17 protein-coding genes are annotated in these 19,044 nt (G+C 68.7%); 7 read left to right on the forward strand and 10 right to left on the reverse strand.

Features of this window, described 5'->3' with window-relative positions:
* Both HUW62_RS02555 and HUW62_RS02560 read right to left on the reverse strand, forming a co-directional pair.
* Positions 1–411: a response regulator gene (locus HUW62_RS02555; protein ID WP_163868129.1), complete on the reverse strand. Its 411-nt coding sequence runs from the start codon at positions 409–411 to the stop codon at positions 1–3.
* Positions 408–2,522, reverse strand: coding sequence for a PAS domain-containing hybrid sensor histidine kinase/response regulator (locus tag HUW62_RS02560; protein ID WP_176433457.1), 2,115 nt, complete (start codon positions 2,520–2,522; stop codon positions 408–410). The genes HUW62_RS02555 and HUW62_RS02560 overlap by 4 nt, the downstream gene beginning before the upstream one ends.
* Positions 2,523–2,979: 457 nt before the next feature.
* On the opposite strand from HUW62_RS02560, the gene HUW62_RS02565 reads away from it, so the two are divergent.
* The 6 genes from HUW62_RS02565 (at position 2,980) to HUW62_RS02590 (ending at position 9,682) form a co-directional block, all read left to right on the forward strand.
* Complete coding sequence (locus HUW62_RS02565; protein WP_176433458.1) at positions 2,980–4,491, forward strand: FAD-dependent oxidoreductase; 1,512 nt, start codon at positions 2,980–2,982, stop codon at positions 4,489–4,491.
* 62 nt (positions 4,492–4,553) lie between these two features.
* Positions 4,554–5,042: a hemerythrin domain-containing protein gene (locus HUW62_RS02570; protein ID WP_163868126.1), complete on the forward strand. Its 489-nt coding sequence runs from the start codon at positions 4,554–4,556 to the stop codon at positions 5,040–5,042.
* 66 nt (positions 5,043–5,108) lie between these two features.
* Positions 5,109–5,780 carry a DNA-3-methyladenine glycosylase gene (locus HUW62_RS02575; protein ID WP_163868125.1) on the forward strand — a complete coding sequence of 224 codons (672 nt, stop codon included), beginning with the start codon at positions 5,109–5,111 and terminating at the stop codon, positions 5,778–5,780.
* 112 nt (positions 5,781–5,892) lie between these two features.
* Positions 5,893–7,041: a zinc-dependent alcohol dehydrogenase gene (locus tag HUW62_RS02580; RefSeq protein ID WP_163868124.1), complete on the forward strand. Its 1,149-nt coding sequence runs from the start codon at positions 5,893–5,895 to the stop codon at positions 7,039–7,041.
* Between the two features lie 17 nt (positions 7,042–7,058).
* Positions 7,059–7,451, forward strand: a complete 393-nt coding sequence (locus tag HUW62_RS02585; protein WP_163868123.1) for a hypothetical protein — start codon at positions 7,059–7,061, stop codon at positions 7,449–7,451.
* A 161-nt stretch (positions 7,452–7,612) separates the two neighbouring features.
* On the forward strand, positions 7,613–9,682 hold the full coding sequence (locus HUW62_RS02590; protein ID WP_176433459.1) for a hypothetical protein: 2,070 nt from the start codon (positions 7,613–7,615) through the stop codon (positions 9,680–9,682).
* Positions 9,683–9,689: 7 nt separating this feature from the next.
* Here the strand turns inward: HUW62_RS02590 and HUW62_RS02595 are convergent, their stop codons facing one another.
* From HUW62_RS02595 to HUW62_RS02625, 7 genes are all read right to left on the reverse strand, one after another.
* Positions 9,690–10,466 (reverse strand): hypothetical protein, encoded by a 777-nt coding sequence (locus HUW62_RS02595; protein ID WP_163868121.1) that lies wholly within the window; start codon positions 10,464–10,466, stop codon positions 9,690–9,692.
* Between the two features lie 88 nt (positions 10,467–10,554).
* Complete coding sequence (locus HUW62_RS02600) at positions 10,555–11,832, reverse strand: MFS transporter (protein ID WP_176433460.1); 1,278 nt, start codon at positions 11,830–11,832, stop codon at positions 10,555–10,557.
* 85 nt (positions 11,833–11,917) lie between these two features.
* A complete protein-coding gene (locus HUW62_RS02605) occupies positions 11,918–13,183 on the reverse strand; it encodes a pyridoxal phosphate-dependent aminotransferase (RefSeq protein ID WP_163868119.1) in 1,266 nt (421 codons plus the stop codon).
* 46 nt (positions 13,184–13,229) lie between these two features.
* Positions 13,230–14,036 (reverse strand): hypothetical protein, encoded by an 807-nt coding sequence (locus tag HUW62_RS02610; RefSeq protein WP_176433461.1) that lies wholly within the window; start codon positions 14,034–14,036, stop codon positions 13,230–13,232.
* Between the two features lie 177 nt (positions 14,037–14,213).
* On the reverse strand, positions 14,214–14,690 hold the full coding sequence (dps, locus tag HUW62_RS02615) for a DNA starvation/stationary phase protection protein Dps (RefSeq protein ID WP_163868117.1): 477 nt from the start codon (positions 14,688–14,690) through the stop codon (positions 14,214–14,216).
* 132 nt (positions 14,691–14,822) lie between these two features.
* Positions 14,823–15,347 carry a carboxymuconolactone decarboxylase family protein gene (locus HUW62_RS02620; RefSeq protein ID WP_141641620.1) on the reverse strand — a complete coding sequence of 175 codons (525 nt, stop codon included), beginning with the start codon at positions 15,345–15,347 and terminating at the stop codon, positions 14,823–14,825.
* A gap of 6 nt (positions 15,348–15,353) precedes the next feature.
* Positions 15,354–15,908 (reverse strand): peroxiredoxin, encoded by a 555-nt coding sequence (locus HUW62_RS02625; RefSeq protein WP_141641619.1) that lies wholly within the window; start codon positions 15,906–15,908, stop codon positions 15,354–15,356.
* A 214-nt stretch (positions 15,909–16,122) separates the two neighbouring features.
* On the opposite strand from HUW62_RS02625, the gene HUW62_RS02630 reads away from it, so the two are divergent.
* Positions 16,123–17,727, forward strand: coding sequence for a sigma 54-interacting transcriptional regulator (locus tag HUW62_RS02630; RefSeq protein WP_163868116.1), 1,605 nt, complete (start codon positions 16,123–16,125; stop codon positions 17,725–17,727).
* Between the two features lie 39 nt (positions 17,728–17,766).
* Here the strand turns inward: HUW62_RS02630 and HUW62_RS02635 are convergent.
* Positions 17,767–19,044: hypothetical protein (locus tag HUW62_RS02635; protein WP_255203182.1), on the reverse strand; the 1,278-nt coding region annotated here is incomplete at its 5' end.

The raw sequence follows: 19,044 nt of genomic DNA on the forward strand, positions 1-19,044 counted from the left end.
TCAGTGGGACACGGCGACTCCGCGCTGCGCGAGGATGTGCCGGACCTCCGCCACCAGCTCGTCGGGGAGGCACGGCTTGGTGACGAAGGAGTCGCAGCCCGCGCCCTTCGCCTCGTCCGACTGGCCCGTCATCGCATGGCCGGTGAGCGCGACGACGGGGATGGCGCGCGTGCGGTCATCGTTCTTCAACCGCCGCGTCGCCTCCCAGCCGTCGATGATGGGCAACGACAGGTCCATCAGGATGATGTCCGGCGTGAGCGCGAACGCCTGGTCCAGGGCCTCCTGGCCGTTCCTCGCCTGCGCCACGCGGAACCCGGAGAACTCCAGGTACTCCGCGTACATCTCCCGCGCATCGTCGTAGTCGTCCACGACGAGCACGAGCGGCTTGAGGTTCGGGGAGGGATTCGTCATGTCCGCCTCGGGCGTCGTGGAAAGTGCAGCGTGAAGGTCGACCCCTGCCCCGGGGTGCTCTGGAGGGAGACGCGTCCCCCCAGCATGTCGGCCAGACGGCGACAGATGGACAATCCCAACCCGGTGCCGCCATAGGCCCGGGTGGGCGAGCTGTCCACCTGCTGGAAGTCCTCGAAAATCTTCTCCTGATACGCCGGGTCGATGCCAATCCCGGAGTCTTCCACGGAGATGGTGAGCATGGAGGTGGATGCAACGTACTCCGCCAGCACCTTCACGCCGCCCTCGTGCGTGAACTTCAGGGCATTGGACAGCAGGTTGAGGACAATCTGCTTCACCTTCTGTCGGTCGCTGTGCACCGGCGGCAGCTTCGCGCCCAACTGCGTGCTCACCGTCAGCTTGCTGCGCGCGATGATGGGGTCCATCTCCGCCATGACCTCGTGGAGCAGCTCCGGGATGGCGAAGTCCGACAGGTGCAGCGGCATCCGCCCCGCTTCGATGCGGGTGATGTCCAGGATTTCGTTGATGACCTCCAACAGGTGCCGCCCGTTGGAGTCGATGCGCGAAAGGTTGCGCTTCTGCGGCGGCGTCAGCTCACCCGACACGCCCTGCAACAGCATGTTGGTGTAGCCGAGGATGGCGTTGAGCGGCGTGCGGAACTCGTGGGACATGTTGGCCAGGAACTGCGACTTGGCCGCGCTCGCCTGCTCCAGTTGGATGGCCTGCCGGCGCAGCTTCTCGTTCTGCTCCGCCAGCTCCGCGGTGGCCACCTGCACGCGCGCCTCCAGCAGCGTGGAGACCTCCTTGAGCCGCTCCAGGAGCCGCGCCTTCGCCAGCGCCTCGCCCCTGTCGCGGAAGAGGGTGACGATGCCCGTCAGCTCGCCGCTGTCGCCGAGCACCTTGCTGGCCACCGCCTCCACCGGGAGCGTGTCGCCGCTGGCCGGGTCCATCAGGCTGAGCTGTCCGCGCCAGCGCAGGTTGCTGCCGCCATCCAGCAGGTTGGCGAGGAACGAGGCGAACGTCGCGTGGTTGGTGCGCACGCGGCGCTGCGCGGCGCGGCCTCCGTCCACGGGCAGGGTGAAGAGCTTCTCCGCGGGCTCGTTCATCATCACCGTGCCGCCGGACGGGTCCGACAGGATGATGGGGTCCGCCACGGAGTCCAGCACCCGGTCCAACCGGTGGCGCTCGCTGCGGGCCTCGCGCTCGGTGGCGCGCAGGCGGCGGTAGCTCTCTCCCAGCGCCTGGGTCGCCCGGCCCAGGTCCGTCACGTTGCGCAGCACGCTCACCATGGCCTCGCGGCCGTCCGGCTCGTACACCCGCGTGCTCACCAGTTCGAAGAGCAGGTCCAGTCCCTCCACCGGGTCCACCAGCGGAATCTCGCGCCAGCTCAGTCCGGGGGAGCCGCCGCTGGCGGTGCTGGCCACGGCGGCGGAGAACACGCGCTGGTTGAGGTGCACGGCGCGCCTGCGGCCGTGGCTCGAGTCGGGGTGGGCCACCAGCAAGGCCTCCGCGCGCGCGTTGGCCAGCCGGAGCCGGCCCTCCAGGTCCGTCAGCAGCACCGGGTCCGTCACCGCGTCGATGATGCGGCGGAACAGCGCGCTGCCGCTCGTGCCCAGCGGGCCCGACGTGGCCTGCCGCGCGAGGAAGGGACCCACGCTTCCGGCCACCCACGTCACTTCGGGCGGCGGCGTGGGGCCGCTGGCCCAGACGAGGAGCAGTCCCACCGGCGGCGAGCCGAGCCTTCCCAGCGGCACAGCGAGCAGGCCTCCCGTCCCCGATGAAGGCAGGGGCGCGCGGGCGCTCGGGAAGAAGCGGGGCGTGGCCTGGGCCAGCACGTCCGCCAGCGGGTGGGACAGGTCGTCATCGGACCAGGCCTTCAGCGCGGCGTGCTGCGCGTCGGACAGCCCCGTCGCTGCAAGACAGCCCATCCTCCCCCCAGGCTCCTCGCGCGCCAGACAGGCCGAGGCGACGGCCTGGGCGTGACGGGGCAGCCACGCGACGACGGCCTCCGCGCACGCTCTCGCGGTGTCGCAGGCGAGCAGCTGCTCGGCCAGGGCGAGGCGGGCATCGGCGGAGGTGACGGAGTCCGGGGCGACAGGAACGGGAGAGGCCAATGCGTCAGGCTCCAGGAGAGAGACGAGGTGTGTCGCCAGGAGGGGGAGCGTCGTCGGTCCGAACCTCCAGGAAGGTCACCACGACGCGGGCGGCGTGCTCGGGAGCAGCGGGAGGGAGTGGGTCCGCGTGGACGCCGTCGTCCCAGCGGAGGCCGCGGTCCAGGACCCGGTCCATGACATCCACGAGGCTGGTGCTCCCAGCCATTCTTTCCACGGGCATCCTTTGTGGCTCCCTGGTCTTTCGGCAGGGTTCGGGGGGCCGACCCAGCTCTTTTCTAGCGCGGCGAGTCTGGCCACCCCAGAACCGCTTCCTCGTCCGCGCGACTTGCCAACACCCGGCCCCCGGCTCTGTCCGTTCGTGCACATCCCGAGGGTCTCCCAAGCCGGGCAGGCGGGCAGGCGCCGTGCTTCAGCGTAGCGGGTTATCGCACCTCAGGCGCATTCCTAGGTTGAGGACATGGATGAAACGCGGACGCACCGGTCCCTCTGGACCTTGACGACTCCGCCGCGCGACTTCCCCGCGCTGGCGGGAGACCTGATGGTGGACGTCGTCGTCATCGGCGGAGGCATCACCGGGCTGACCGCCGCATGGTTGCTGAAGCGCGCGGGCAAGCGGGTCGCGGTGCTGGAGATGAACCGCATCCTGTCGGGACAGACGGGGCAGACCACCGCGCACCTCACGGAGCTGCTCGACACGCCCTACGCCACGCTGCGCCGCGACTTCGGAGAGAAGGGCGCCCGGCTGGCGGCGTCCTCCAGTCGCGCCGCGCTGGAGCAGGTGGCCACGCTCGTCGACGAGCTCGGCCTGGACTGCGACTTCCAGCGCGTCCCCGCATTCCGCTACGCGGAGACCGCGCATCAGTGGACGTCGCTGGAGCAGGAGTTCTCCGCCGCGCGTGATGCGGGCCTCAATGTCTCCCTGACCCAGGCGGTGCCGCTGCCCTTCCCGGTGAAGGGCGCGCTGCGTGTGGAGGACCAGGCCCTGTTCCATCCGCGCAAGTACCTGCTCGGGCTGGTGGACCGGCTCATCGGCGAGGGCTGCTTCGTCTTCGAGACCACGCGGGTGATGGAGGTCCACGATGGCGCGCCCTGTCGCGTCGTCACGAACCGGGGCACCGTCACCGCGACGGACGTGGTGGAGGCCACCCACTCGCCGCTCAACCGGGTGCTGCTGCAGACGAAGCTGGCCGCGTATCGGAGCTACGCGGTGGCGGGGCCGCTCGACGGCCCGCTGGAGCCGGCGCAGTACTACGACTCCCAGGAGCCCTATCACTACATCCGCACCCAGTCCGTCGACGGCCGCCCGTATGTCATCGTCGGTGGCGAGGACCACAGGGTCGGCACGGAGGATGACACCGGGCAACGCTACGCGGCGCTGGAGGCCTACGCTCGAAAGCACTTCCCGGTGACACGGCTCACCTACCGCTGGTCCGGTCAGGTCATCGAGCCGGCGGACGGGCTGCCGTACATCGGCCGCAACGCCGCCAGTCGCCATGTCTACGTGGCCACGGGCTTCTCCGGGACGGGCATGACGTTCGGCACTCTGGCGGGGATGCTCATCAGCGACCTCATCCTCGGACGGCAGAACCCCTGCGCCGCGCTGTTCGACGCCACGCGAGTCAAACCGCTGGCGGGTGGGAAGGACTTCATCCAGGAGAACGCGGAGACGGCCTTCCGCTTCGTCGCGGACCGGCTGGCGAAACCCGAGGGCAAGCACCTGTCCGAGGTGGCGCCCGGCGAGGCGAAGATTCTGGAAGTGGATGGGCAGAAGGTGGCCGTCTACCGCGAGGCGGATGGCACGTCGCACGCGGTGTCGCCGGTGTGCACGCACCTGGGTTGTCACGTGCACTGGAATGGCGCGGAGCGCTCGTGGGACTGCCCTTGTCACGGTGGGCGCTTCAGCCCCACCGGCAAGGTGCTCAACGGGCCCGCGGTGAAGGACCTGCCGTCGCGCAAGCTGCCCCGCTGAACCGCCCCCGCCTCGACTTCATTCTTGGACGCAGGAACCCCGTCGGACACGGAGATACACCCATGAACGCATTGGAACTCCTGAAGCAGCAGCACGCCGAGGTGAAGAAGCTCTTCACGCAGTACGGCAAGCTCCCGGACCATGCCGATGCGAAGCGCCGGGAGTTGTTCGAGATGATCGCCGACCGGCTCGGCGCGCACACCACCATCGAGGAGCAGTACTTCTATCCGGCGGCGAAGGCCAACGACACCGAGGACCTGCTGCGCGAGGCCCTGGAGGAGCACCTGTCCGCCAAGCGCATCATCGCCGACCTGATGGAGATGGAGCCACACGACGAGGATTTCGACGCGAAGATGAAGGTGCTCCAGGAGCAGATTGAGCACCACGTGGAGGAGGAGGAGGGAGACCTCTTCAAGAAGGTCCGCAAGCTCGTCTCCAAGGAGCAGCTCGAGGACCTGGGGCTCCAGATGGAAGAGGAGTTCGACGAGCTGATGGAAGGCGAGCCCCGGCGCCAGGTGCCCTCCGAGACGGACGAGGCCGCGCCGCTCTGAGCGGCCCCTTCGCGACAAGAAACGGGTTGCGCGGGGCGGTGGGCGCGGCAGCATGTCCCCCCTCCCATGCCGCGTTCCGCTCCTACCGCCCCGCGCCTGCCCGAAGCCTTCACTCCCGAGGTCCGCCGTGCCCTGGCGCGCGCGGACCCGAAGCTGGGCGCGCTGATGAAGCGCGTGGGCCCGTTCCGCCTCCAGCTGAGTCCTCTGCACAGCCCCTTCGCCGCGCTGGCGGAGTCCATCGTCTACCAGCAGCTCCACGGCAAGGCCGCCGCCGCCATCTTCGCGCGCGTCAGTGAGCGCGTGGGGAAGGGACGGCACTTCACGCCCCAGGCGCTGCTCTCCGTTACGGAGCCGGTGCTGCGCGAGGCGGGCCTGTCCGCCAACAAGCTGGCCGCGCTCCAGGACCTGGCGCGCAAGTCGCTGGACGGCACCGTGCCTCCTTTGTCCAAGGTGCGGCGCATGGACGATGCGACGCTCATCGAGCATTTCACGCAGGTGCGAGGCATTGGCCAGTGGACGGTGGAGATGCTGCTCATCTCCCGGCTCGGTCGCCCGGACGTGTTGCCGGTGGACGACTTCGGCGTGCGCAAGGGCTTCATGCTCGCGTATGGGCTGCCGGAGATGCCGCGCCCCAAGGCGCTCCTGGAATACGGCGAGCGGTGGCGGCCCTGGCGCACGGTGGTGAGCTGGTATCTGTGGCGGGCGACGGAGCTCCCGGTGGAGCCCGTGGCCGACTGAGCGGTGGCGCGCTCCTTCCCGGAGAGAGAGCGGGCAAGGGCCTGCTTCCGGTGCGTCTTGCCGCGAAGCGTCGGCGTCCTCACCCGTATGGGAACGGGAAAGAGGCCCTTTCATGCGCGCATTGACGTACCAGGGACCCTTCAAGGTCCGAGTGGAGAACAAGCCAGACCCTCGCTTGGAGCACCCGCAGGACGTCATCCTCAAGGTGACCCGGACGGCCATCTGTGGCTCGGACCTGCATCTGTTGCACGGGCTGGTGCCGGATACGCGCGTGGGCCACACGTTTGGTCACGAGTTCACCGGCGTGGTGGAGGAGCTGGGCAGCGAAGTCACCCAACTGCACAAGGGCGACCGCGTGGTGGTGCCCTTCAACATCTCCTGTGGCACGTGTTTCTACTGTCAGCGCGGACTCACGGCGTCCTGTGAGAACAGCAACCCGTCGAGCGACGTGGCGTGTGGGGTGTATGGCTATTCGCACACCACGGGCGGCTACGACGGTGGCCAGGCGGAGTACGTGCGCGTGCCCTTCGCGGACGTGGGGCCGCTGAAGATTCCCGACGGCATGGAGGACGAGGAGGCGCTCTTCCTCGGAGACATCCTGCCCACGGGCTACATGGGCGCGGAGATGGGCGAAATCAAGGGCGGCGAGACGGTGGTGGTGTTCGGCGCCGGCCCGGTGGGGTTGTTCGCCATGAGGTCCGCGTGGCTGATGGGCGCGGGCCGGGTCATCGCGGTGGACTGCGTGCAGTACCGGCTCGACTTCGCGGAGCGGTACGCGAAGGTGGAGACGGTGAACTTCCGGGAGGTGGAGGACATCGTCCTCTACCTGAAGGACCTGTTCGACGGTCGCGGCCCGGACGTGTGCATCGACGCGGTGGGCATGGAGGCGGAGGGCTCGGTGGGCCAGCGCGTGCTGGGCCTGGGGCTGAAGCTCGAAGCCGGCGCGGCCACGGTGCTCACCTGGTGCATCGATACCGTGCGCAAGGGCGGCAATGTCTCCATCGTCGGGGTGTATGGCCCGCCGTGGAACCTGATGCCGATTGGCACGGCGATGAACAAGGGACTGACGCTGCGGATGAACCAGTGCAACGTGCGCCGGTACATGACGCATCTGCTCGAGCACATCCGCGAGGGTCGCATCGACGCGAAGGGCATCATCACCCACCGCTTCTCGCTGGAGGATGCACCCAAGGCGTACCACCTGTTCGCCCAGAAGCAGGACGGCTGCGTCAAGTGCGTCCTCACCCCTGGTCATGCGTGACGACAAGGAGCCGAACCATGCCGGATAGACCGATTCCTGGCGCAGCGGTGGACCTGGAGCCCTCCAGCCGCCCGGGCGTGCCGATGGAGAGGGCGCCTCAACCGATGGCGGGGGCGCGTGTGCCCATCCGTCCGCAGCACTCGGATGTGCGCGTGTTCAAGCACAAGGGCCGGGCCGGCTTCCCGCCGGTGTTCGGCACCGCGCAGCCACCGCGCGGGCTGAGCGGGTTGCTGCGCAAGGTGGCCTACGGGTACCCGGACCACAAGGCGCGCCACTGGATGATGTTGCTCCTGGCGGACCGGGTGGACGTCTGGGAGCACCGGCTCGTGAGGGCGGCGCCGTGGCTGTTGCCCACCGCTGGGGTGCTCGCGCTCACGGGCGTGGCGTGGCGCAAGTGGGCGCGCGCGTGAGGTGAGGCGGCTCGGGGCCCTGGAGGAGGAGGGCGCCGGGGTGGGGGAGACCCGCTGGCGAGGGGTTTTCGCCGGCCTTCCGGGGCGCCGGGAGGAGTTCCTGGCGGACGGAAGTTCGAGTCGAGGCGACTCCGGCCGCGTTCTCTGTGAGGATCTCCACCATGCCGCCCGCGAAGCCGCCACCCCGACGCTCGTCCTCGAAACCCGCCGCTCCGACGCCCCGTGCGTCGTCCGCGGGGGGAAAGCCCTCGGCCGGGCAAGGCGCGGAGTCCGCGAAGAAGCCCGCACGCAAGCCGGAGCCCGCAGCGGCTCCGAAGGCACAGGCGAAGCAGTCCGCGAATGCGCAGGGGGCCAAGGCCCAGGCAAAGCAGGCCGCGAATGCGCAGGGCGTGAAGGCGCAGGCGAAGCAGGCCGCGAACGCGCAGGGCGCGAAGGCGCAGTCGAAACAGGCCGTGACTGAGCACGTGTCGAAGGCTGAGGCGAAGCAGGCCGCGAAGGCTCAGGCAAAGCCAGCGGGTAAAGGACAGACGAAGTCACCCGAGAGTCCCGTCGAGGCAAAGCCACAAGCGGAGTCCCGAGAGGGCGAGCAGCCTCAAATCAAGATGGTGGAGGAGGCTGCTCCATCAGAGACGTCGACCGCGAGTCCATCGCCCGATGCACGCGCGAAGGGTCGTCCCGCCCGGGTACTCTCGCTGGTTCCGCCTCTGCGCTCCGATGCGAACAATGCGGAGCCTCCCAAAGTAGCGACCGTCGCGGAGCCGCCGTCCATCGAACTCGAAGCTCCGGCTCCCCGCGTGGAAGTCCGAACGCACACGCGCCCGCCGCTGAACGTGGGCGACCTCGACTCGGAGGTGCTGCCCATCTCCGCCCTCACGCCCATCGAGGGCTCCTTCACGGGCGCCCCACTGCTCGTCCATGCGAGCCCGGAGACGATTCGAACCTGGGGAGTCCTCGGCTCCACCATGGGACGGCTCGTGCCCGGAAAGAGTGAAGGTGGCTACACCTTCTCCGGCCAGGCTCGCCTTTTCCTTCGCGCCGTCCAGCGCGTGGACGCGTCCCCGCCCGATTCCGTGAGCACGGGCCACTGTTCCGTCGTGCTCCGGAATACGACGGGTCGTCCCATCCAGCTCCAGGTCAAAGGCGGCCTCTTCTCCAAGTACCTCACGCCCCAGTTCCCACTGAACTCACGTGGCGAGCCCTTCAACCCGTTGAACCAGAAGCCCCTCGATGAGGACTTCACGAACCTGAGCGACGCGGAGTCCGGACAGGGCAAGACACCACACCCCCAGGGCCTGTTCTTCCGAGGTCCACAAGCCGTGCTCGCCTCGGGTCTCCTCGACGCCGTCCTCGATGACCGCTCCGAATCCGAGCGCCAGTCCCAGCCGCTCATCCGTGAAGACCTCGACCTGTCCCAGCTCGACGACGTGCGCTTGGGAACCCGAGGCGCATTCGAGGGCCGCCTCACCGTGCAGCCCGGCGCCACGGTGGTCGTCCTCGATGCACGTCACCCGAAGGGTGTCACGCTCACCGCCCTCCTGGACTTCACGGCCCTGGACGCGAAGGGACAGGTGGATGCGGGCGCGAGGTTCCGCCTGGCCACCATCTCCAGTCCCCAGCCCCTCACGCCCGACGAACTCGCGGCCATCACCCGGAGCGAGCACCCACTGGCCACCGCGGGAGACGAGGACACGGGACCGACGTCCTTCCCCCCACTCCAAGGCGTGCTCGAAGCCGGCAGCGTCTTCGTCGGTGAGCGCACGCTGCGCCTGTCACCCGGAACGCTCACGGGCGACCTCGTCATGTCCATGCCGCGCAGGAACGCGGGCGCAGGCCCCGACGCGCCGACGTTGACGCCGACCTCGGGGACCTCGGCCTCCTTGCGCGCCACGTCCTCTCACGGCGAGCGCACCCACGACGGCGCCCGAGGCGTCACCTACCAGCTGACCTACACCCTGGAGAACGAAGCCTCCGAGCCGCGCGAAGTGGAGCTGCTGCTCACCTCACCGCGACGCCACCCCTCCGAGCGCTTCTTCCCCCAGGCCGGAGTCCTGAGCCTGGCGATGAAGGTCGACGGCGAGCGTGTGGACGTCCGCGTCAACCAACGAGGAGAGGGCAGGGTGCTGGCGGTCCTCGAGCTTCCGCCCGAGGACCGCCGTCAGGTGCGACTCGAGTGGACCCACGCGGGAGGAACCTTCCCTCCCGCGGGCCTCGAGCTGCGAGTACGGCGCTGAATGACGACTAATCCGACCAGGTCGTCACGCGCACCATGCGCACGAACTGGCGGTCCGTGCTCACCGCCGCGATGAAGTAGCCACCCTGGTCGCTCGGGCCGCTCCCGCCGCAGTAGGTCTGGCAGGACCAACTCGCGGTATAGAGCCGGTTGCTGTTGCGCGAGACTTGCGTGATGAGCCCCAGCGCGCCATCCACTTCATCCGCGTTCGGCGTGCCGCTGATGACGTGCGCGGAGAGCTTCGCGAGCAGCTCCTGCACGGTGATGGGGGTGAACTTCCCCGCGCCCTGCAACCCGAAGGCGGCGGCGGCCTTGTAGTTCAGCGTCCGCTGATTGGCCACGCCCTGCCCGCTGGGGATGTTGCCCTCCATGATGGAGGAGGACGCCGCGAGCGCTCCCGTCGCCCCGAACAGCACCTCGGGCGTCTGGGTCATGGGGTCGAGCCACAGCGGCGCGTGGGTGGTGGCGCCGTCGTTCAGCTCGTGGACGTCAATCATGTACTTCTGCGCGGTGGCGGTGACGCCGATGTTGAACACCAGGTCGTTGATGCGGGCGCCCAGGAAGGCTCGCTCGGCGGCATCCACCTGGCCGTCATCGTAGAGGAACACGTCGACCGCGGTCTTCATCTCCGCGCGGCGCACCGTGGTGCCACCGGGGCTGTTCGACGTCCGGGCCGTGGCAATCGCCGCGTTGAAGGCGGGAATCGTGGTGGTGCTGTCTGCGAAGGCCTGGGGCGCGGTCAGCAGCACGACGCCGCCCAGGAACGACTTCAGGAATGAAGACAAGAATGTACCTCCACAAAGGGGGAACTGCGGGTAAGCACTTAACACCCGCGTCTGACATTCCTGTTTGATTTCAGGTGACGACAACGGCTCAGGGAAATGCCGTCGTCGCTGAACCCTGACGCGACTGTTGGTGACGGATGGGTATCAGCAACGCGAGGAAGGCCACGGACAGCGCGGCGCCGAGCAGGAACACAGGTGCGTAGCCAAGCCCAAGCCCGTGGATGGGGTCCGCGAGCCACCCCGCGAGTGGCGCGGCGGGCGCCTTGCCCCAGACCTCCAGGCTCGCCAGCAGCGTGTAGTGCGTGGCTCCGATGCGCCGGTCCACGCGCGACATCATGAACGCGAACATCACCGTCGTGAGGGCGCCGCCCACCAGCTCCTCCGCGAGCGTCACACTGATGACGCCCGCGTCGCTGACTCCGTGAGTCGCAAGCCACCAGCGGCCCATGAGCGGCAGCACGCGCAGCGACGCCGTGAGGGTCAAGGCACCGACGATGGGCAGCCGCGTGGCGAGCAGCCCTCCACCGACGGAGCCGAGGATGGAGGCCACGTTCCCCCAGGTCCCCACCCACTGGCCTATCTGCCAGGCGGGAATGCCCGAGTCGACGAGGAAGGGCTTGTAGAGCACGTCCGCCATCGTCTCGCCGAACTTGTACGTGCCGATGAAGAGCAGCACCCATCCCGTCCCTGGCTTCATCACCACCGCGGCGATGCGCTCCCGCAGTTGCCGCCAGCTCAGCCGCGCCTCCGGGGCCGACACACCGTCGCTCCCGCTCGAGTCCTCACGGGGAGGTGGCTCGCGGGCGAGCAGCGTCACCAGGAGCGCGCCGGCGCACAGCGCGGCCATGCCCCAGAAGAGCCCCGACCAGCCGATGGACTTGCTGGCCCACACCAGGAGCCCGCCGCCGGTGAGCATCCCCAGCTTGTAGCCCACCACCTGCACGGAGTTGCCCAGACCCAGCTCCTCCGGCTTGAGCATGTCCACCGCGAGCCCATCCACCGCGATGTCCTGCGTGGCGGCGAAGAGGTTCATCACCAGGATGAGCCCGAGGAGGACCTTCAGCGAGCCCCCATCCGACACGAGCAGGCCCGCCGCCGCGCAGGTGAGCGTCAGGCCCGCCTGCATGGGCAGAATCCAGGACCTGCGACGCCCGAGCCGCGCGGAGTGATACCGGTCCACCAGCGGCGCCCAGAGCGCCTTGAGTCCCCACGGCAGCGCGAGCACCCCCGCGAAGCCCAGCGCGGTGAGCGATACCCCCTGCTCCCGCAGATACACGGGCAGCGCGGTGGCCTGGAAGCCGAAGGGCAGGCCCTGCACGAAGTAGAGGACGCCGAGCAGCGCGAGCCGGGAGGCGGGAAGTCTCATGCGAGGTGGCCCAGCATCAGGTGGATGTCATTGCCCTCCGGAGCCGCCAGGGATGCGCTGGCTCCGGAAGGTGTTGGCTCTCGCGTCAGGTGCGGCTGTGCTGCAACACCATGGCCTCCAGCCGCGTCAGTGCCTTCTCCAGCACCTCCATGGACGGACCGAAGGACAGGCGCACGTAGCCGCGGAAGCGTGACGGCCGCGCGCGGCGCTTGCCCGGATTCACGTCGAAGAACTCGCCCGGCACGGTGATGATCTTCTGCTCCAGCGCGGCGCGGAAGAAGCCCATGCCATCGTTGAGCGGCGCGGGCAGGCCGGACACGTTGCCCCAGACGTAGAACGTCCCGTCCGGCGCGCGGTCCGTGCGGATGCCCAGCCGCTCCAGGCGCGAGTGGAACCTGTCGCGCTTCTCTCGGAAGGCCGTGTGGATGGCCAGCGTCTCCGCGATGACGGGCTCCTCCTGGAGCAGCGGGATGGCGGCGCGCTGCAACGGCCGGCTGCCGCCACCGTCCAGGAAGCTGCCCGCGCTGGAGACGGCCTCAATCACCTGCCGGGGCCCCACCGTCCACGTCATGCGCCAGCCCGGGTAGCGCCAGTTCTTGGTGAAGCCGTCGAAGAGGACGATGGGGTCCTTGTTCACGTCCTCCACGTAGCGCGCGGCGCTCTCCACCGGCAGGTGCCCGGGGCGGCCCGTCCAGATGTAGTGCGAATAGAACTCGTCGATGAGCAGCACGCACTCCTGCTCGCGGGCCACGCCCACCCACCGCGCCAGCTCATCTCCCTGCACCAGCTTGCCGGTGGGGTTGCACGGGTTGGAGAAGAGCAGCGCGGACAGGCCGCGACCCTGTACCTCGCGGCGCAGGTCCTCGTGGGTGAAGGCGTAGCCGCGCTCGCCCTCCAGGAGGATGGGGATGGCGGTGAACGCCTTGAAGACGTCCAGCAGCTCCTCGTAGGCCGTGTAGTCCGGCAGGAAGTGGCCCAGGTTGATGGAGCCCAGGCTCGCCGCCGCGCGGGTGAGGGCCGCGCGCCCGCCGCCGGACAGGCACACGTTCTCCGCGCTGTACTGGCTGGGGAGGCCCCGGCGGTAGAGGCGGTTGTAGAGGCTGGCGATGGCCTCTCGCACGTCCCACAGGCCCGCCACCGGGGCGTACTCCATGTCCGCCACGTCGATGTTCACCGTGTTCAGGCGCGGTGGAGCGCCGGGCAGGTCTCCCGTCTCCGGCTGCCCCTGGCCCAGGTTGCACCAGTCAGGGTCGCTGGAACGGTAGCCTCGGCGCGTAGCCTCGGCGGTGACGTAGATGACGCCCGTGCGAGGCACGGTGCGGAATGCGGGAATCGTGACGTCGTCGCTCACGGCCGGGAACCCTAGCGGAAAGCGACGACGCGCGCGCAAGCCCTCGCTACCGCAAGATGGGCACCGTCACCGACGAGTGGTCATCCACCGTCACCTCCACCTTGCCCAGCCGCCACAGACCGGGCTGGAACTCTGCCTTCACGTAGCGCCCGTCCGCCGTCTCCAGGATGGCCGTGCCCTCCTTGGGGAGGTACTCGCCCACCTCGTACTGGAGCGTCTGGAGCGTGATTTTGTCCACGCCCTCCGGGCCCGTGAGCTCGCCTTCACCGTCGAGCACCAGCGAGGAGCCGCCCAACAGCGGCATCCCCGCGCGCTTGCCCACCCGCGCGTCCACGCGCACCGTGTGGCCCGGACGTCCCGGGACGTCGCCGGCCGCCTTCGCCCAGACGCTCGTCTGGTCGCCGCAGGTGCCGTAGCCGACCTCGGCGGGCAACACCGCGCCGTCCACGCGCAACTGGCGCAGGTCCACGGACACCTCCATCCGGTCCTCACCGCCGCTGTACTTGAAGAAGGCGCGGCCCTCGAGGCGCAGGCCGTGGACCTCGCAGTCCGGCCCGTTGAACGAGAGCACCACGCCGTCCGTCACGGCGTCGAACCGCTCCAGGGTGGCGGTGGCGCACGCCAGCCGCGTGCTCACGTCCGGCACCGCGACATTCAGGAACGCGCGGCGCGGCTCTCCGCACGTGTACACGGGCATGAAGCCGAGCACCTCCAGCGCGCCCCGTGTCATGTGCCCCGCGGCGACGACGCGCTCCACACGCGCCTTGGCGGCTTCAATCACTTCTTCCGGAGGCGCACCGCCACCACACGCGGTGAGCAGGAGGGCGACAGAGAGGCCAATGAGGGTTCGCACGGGGACGTCTCCAAGGGTGCCCGGGCCGCTTCGTCGCGGCGGGGTGCGCCCTGGTAGAGCAACCCTCGTGCCCCTCGCCAACACCGCGAAAACAGGCGCCACGGGCTCCCTCGGGCCCGCTGAGAGCGTATAGCGCCGTGCACACTCACGGCGCCTTCGCCCCGGGTGTCATGGGCCTCAGCTTTCGAGCGACGCGCGCAGGAACCAGACGTGCTTCTCGAACTCCACGATGATGCCCGTGGCCAGGTCCTCGGAGTCCGCGTCATCCACCTCGACGAAGAGCTTGCGGCTGTCGCGCAGGCCTTCCAGATAGACTTCGATGCGCTCGGCGAGCAGCTTCACGTGCTCCATGTCGCGCGTCGTCTCCTGCGGGTACTCAGGCAGACGGCTGGCCTTGCCCACGTGACGGCTGGTGCCGAACGCCTTGCCTCCCAACGTCACCGCGCGCTCGGCGATGGAGTCGTTGTGATTGGCGAGGCTGACGGCGAAGGTCTCGAACAGCGGGTGCAGCGCCGCGAACTGCGGGCCCTTGATGTTCCAGTGGGCCACCTTGATTTGCGAGTGCAAATCCAACCCATCCGCCAGTCGGGCGTTGAGCGATTCGACGATGGTTGCGCGGGTCTTCTCGGGGAGGGGACTGGGGCTCTTGTACATGAGAGTCTTCCTTTCGTTCTCGTTCGTGTCGGACGCTCATTCAGATGCGCGTCGCCCGCAAACGGAGCGCCCCCCGGTGTTTCCACCGGAGGGCGCGGGTGAAGCACAACGAATGACTCGCGGGTGCGAGGCTTAAGACTCCAGGCCCACCGCCGCGGCGTGGATGACCGCCGCGACTCGCACCGCGTCGTGCACCTGGTCCTCGGAGAGGCCGCCCTCGAGGACGACCTTCTCGTGGGACTGCATGCACATCTCGCAGCCGTTGATGGCGCTGACCGCGAGGCAGACCAGCTCGAAGTCCACCTTGTTGGTCAGCACCTGCGCGAGCCTGTTCATCCGCAGTCCGGCGCGCTTGGTCGAGTACGACTCTTTCCCGATCATGTGCCGGAAGCGGTAGTACACGTTGTTCATCGCCATCAGCGACGCCGCTGCACGCGCGTCCTCGATGATGGGCTCGGGGTTCGCGAGTGCCTTCCGCGCCTCGTTGAGCATCGCTTCCTTCAGCCGGTCATTCCGAACGGCGTAGGCCGATGCGACAGCCACGCCCCAGCGCTGCTCGGGGGTGAGGCTGCCACCTTCCAGGACTGCCTGGAGGTTGAGGCGGGTGTCCTTGTGGGCGTCCGCGAGTTCGGAGCGGACGACTTCGAGCGAGGCCATGACGCGTTACCCCGCCTTCGCCAGCTTCTGGGTCAGGGTCTCCTCACCCTTGCTCCAGTTGCACGGGCACAGCTCGTCCGTCTGGAGCGCGTCCAGGGTGCGGACCGTCTCGGAGACGTTGCGGCCGACCGACAGGTCGTTGACCGTCACGTGGCGGATGATGCCCTCGGGGTCCGCGATGAACGTCGCGCGCAGCGCCACGCCCTCCTCCTTGTGGAGGATGCCCAGCGCGTTGCACAGCTCGTGCTTCAGGTCCGCCAGCATCGGGAAGGGCAGGCCCTTGAGGTCCGGGTGGTGCGTGCGCCACGCGTGGTGCACGAACTCGCTGTCCGTGCTCAGGCCCAGCACCTGCGCGTCACGGTCATTGAAGTCCTTGTTCTTCTTGCCGAACTCCGCGATCTCCGTGGGGCAGATGAACGTGAAGTCCTTGGGCCAGGCAAACAGCACCAGCCACTTGCCCTTGTAGGTCTCGTTCGTGATCTCCTGGAACTCCTTGCCCTTCTCCAGGCTCACGGTGGCCTTGACCTTGAAGCTCGGAATCTTGTCGCCAACGGTCAGCATGTACTGCTCCTTGGGTTGTGGGGTCCGGGGGGGACCCTCGGGAAGGTGTCTTCTGCTAACGGCTACAGCAGACCTCGTGCCAGTCAATCGTCTTCAATGATTCCAGGGGTTTGACTTCTGACCCCCACTGGCCGGTGTTGCTGGGACGGTGAATAACGAAATGTCGGTGATGGACGCCACTGCAATTTCGGTGGAGCGCTATTATTCATGCCTCATGTCGGATGAACTGTCAGCGCCAACCGAGGGCGCGAAGGATGCTCGGGACCTGGTCGAGCTGGCAACCACCGAGGATTCGGTGGATGAGCTGCTTCGTCGAGGACTGGACTGGTTGACGCGCGTGGTGCGCTTCGACCTGGCGACGCTGTTCCTGTTGAGGGACGGCAAGCTGGTGTCGGTGGCGGCGCGCGGTCCGCTGGCCAACGCGAAGGTGCGCCACCACGCTTTGACTCTGTCGGACTTCCCTTCGCTGCGCGTGGCGCTGGAGACGCGGCGGGCGCGGGCCTTCACGGAGGAGGACCACTCGCACGGGGACGGAGACCCGTTCGACGGCGTGCTCGACTTGCCGCCGGGACACGCGTGCATGGTGGTGCCGCTGTGCGCGGGCGAGCGCACCTATGGCGTGCTCACGTTGGACCGCGCCGAGTGCGAGACGTACCCGCAGCCGGTGGTGGACCTGGTGGAGGTCTACGGGCAGATGCTCGCGACGGCGCTCCAGGCGGCCGAGCAGCGGGCGACCTTCGAGCGACTCCACCACCAGGAGCACGCGCACGCGAAGCTCCTGGAGGCGCAGCTCGGCGGAGAGTCCGAGGGCATCCTGGAGGCGTCGCTGAGCCCTGTCATGAGGGACCTCGCGCGGCGGGCGCGGCAGGTGGCGGAGACGGACACGCCGGTGCTGATTACCGGCGAGACGGGCACGGGCAAGGAGCGGCTGGCGCGGGCCATCCACAAGTGGAGCTCGCGCGCGGACCAGCCCTTCGTCACGCTCAACTGCGCGGCGATTCCGGCGGGCCTCTTGGAGAGCGAGCTGTTCGGCCACGTGAAGGGCGCCTTCACCGGCGCGACGAAGGACCGCGCGGGCCGCTTCCAGATGGCGAGCGGGGGCACGCTGCTCCTGGACGAGGTGGGCGAGCTGCCCGTCGAGCTGCAGGCGAAGCTCTTGCGCGCGCTCCAGGAGAAGGCGTTCGAGCCGGTGGGCAGCGACAAGACGGTGCGCTCGGACGTGCGCATCCTCGCGGCCACGCATGTGGATCTGCACCGCGCGATTGCCGAGAAGCGCTTCCGCGAGGACCTCTACTACCGGCTGAGTGTCTTCCCGCTGCGGCTGCCGCCCCTGCGCGAGCGGCGCGAGGACCTGGCGCAGTTGTGTACATTCCTCCTTGAGGAGCAGGCGCGGCGCACCGGGCGGCGCGGCATGCGCGTGTCACCAGCGGGGCTGGCGAAGCTGGAGTCGTATGACTGGCCGGGCAACCTGCGTGAGCTGGCCAACGCGCTGGAGCGCGCCACCATCCTGACGAAGGGCACGGAGCTGGGTCCGTCCTCGTTCGACGTGGTGGCTCACGGCGGAAGCGCTTCGGCGGTGGCGCAGGTGGAGTCGGCGGTGCCGAGCGTGCTGGACGCGACGATGAAGCCCGGCTCGGTGCTGACGCTGGCGGCGGTGCAGCGCGAGCACATCCTGCGGGTGCTGTCGCTCACGCGGGGCCGCGTCTACGGCCCGGGCGGTGCGGCGGCGCTCCTGGGCCTCAAGCCCTCCACGCTCCAGAGCCGGATGAAGAAGCTGGGCATCGCCCGGCTGGAGCAGTTCGTGGTGGACGAGGTGTGACGTCGGGGCGCCCGTGCTGACGGGGCGCCCCGAGGGACTTCAGCCCGCGCGCTGCTGGGTGGCGGGCAGCGGGTAGGTGGTGCCCGTCTTGCCGAACGGCGCGTCGAACAGGTGCGGGTCCTGCTGGCGGGTGCGGAACAGGTCGATGATGTAGTTCATCCGCTGGTCCAGCTTGCTCCAGTCCTTGGCCGCGGTGCCCTTGAGGCTGTCGGAGCTGGAGTCCAGCTTGCCCAGGAGGGCGCGCAGCTCCGGGTTCTCGATGGAGCGCAGGTGCGGCGGGAAGAGCGTGGTCTCCATGCCCGGAGGCGGGGGCAAATCGTTGCCCAGCTTCAGCGCGCCGCCCGGCACCGCGAGCTTCATCATGTGCTCGGTGGCGACCCGGCGGAACACGGAGGCCGTCGCGTCGACCAGGGGGTTGAGCGCCGCGTCCACGAGGCCCGTCCTCAGGGCGGCCTTGCCCGCGAGCTTGGCGGGGAAGGGCAGCGCGTTGATGCCGCCCTCGATGCTCTGCTTGAGGATGTTCCGGAAGGTGTCCTTCACCGGCGCGTTGAGCGCCTTCTCCACGTGCTTCTGTAGCTGCGTCTGCTCGTGCAGGCCAATCCGGTCATTGGCCAGCAGCATCAGCTCCGCCTTCTTGTTCGGGTCCTTCTCGAACATGGCCTTGGTGTAGTCGCCGAAGGCCTCCTTCAGGAGCGGCTTGTCCTTGCCGAAGCCGTCCAGGTACTTCGCCGTCTTGGCGGCGTCGTAGGACGTGTCGCCCTGGAAGGTCTCGATGAAGCGGGCGAACTCCTGGCCCACCTCGTTGAAGACGAACTGGTTGCCGTCCGCAATCGACTTGCTGACGTTGTTGAGTGCCTCGCTGCCGGCCGCGGCGATGTCCGCCAGGGGCAGCGCGGGCAGGCCCAGCTTGCGCAGCACGTCGTCCACCTTCTTCAGCGGCCCGGCCATGTCGCTGGCGCCCTTGAGCGCATCGGTCAGGAACTTGGGCATGTCCTCGTTGCGGATGCTCACGCCCGCCTGCTTGGACGCCCACGTCGCGAAGGTGGACCAGTTGGCGTTGTCCTTGCCGAGCATCTGACCCAGTCCGTTGGACAAGTCAGAGTAGCCCTGCGTAATCGCGTAGTTGCGCGCCACCGGGTCCTGGATGGAGGCGATGGCCTTCACGTCCGCGACGCTGGGGTAGGTGCCCGGGGCGACCTTCGTCCCCTGGGGGGCGACGGGGGTGGTCAGCGCCACCACCGGCTTGCGCACGCCGCCCGTGTCGAACAGGGACACGTCGCGAGCGTCGCCGCGCGTTGCCGGGGCCTGGGGCTTCAC

Source organism: Myxococcus sp. AM011, assembly GCF_013372595.1.
GTDB classification, from domain to species: Bacteria; Myxococcota; Myxococcia; order Myxococcales; family Myxococcaceae; genus Myxococcus; species Myxococcus eversor.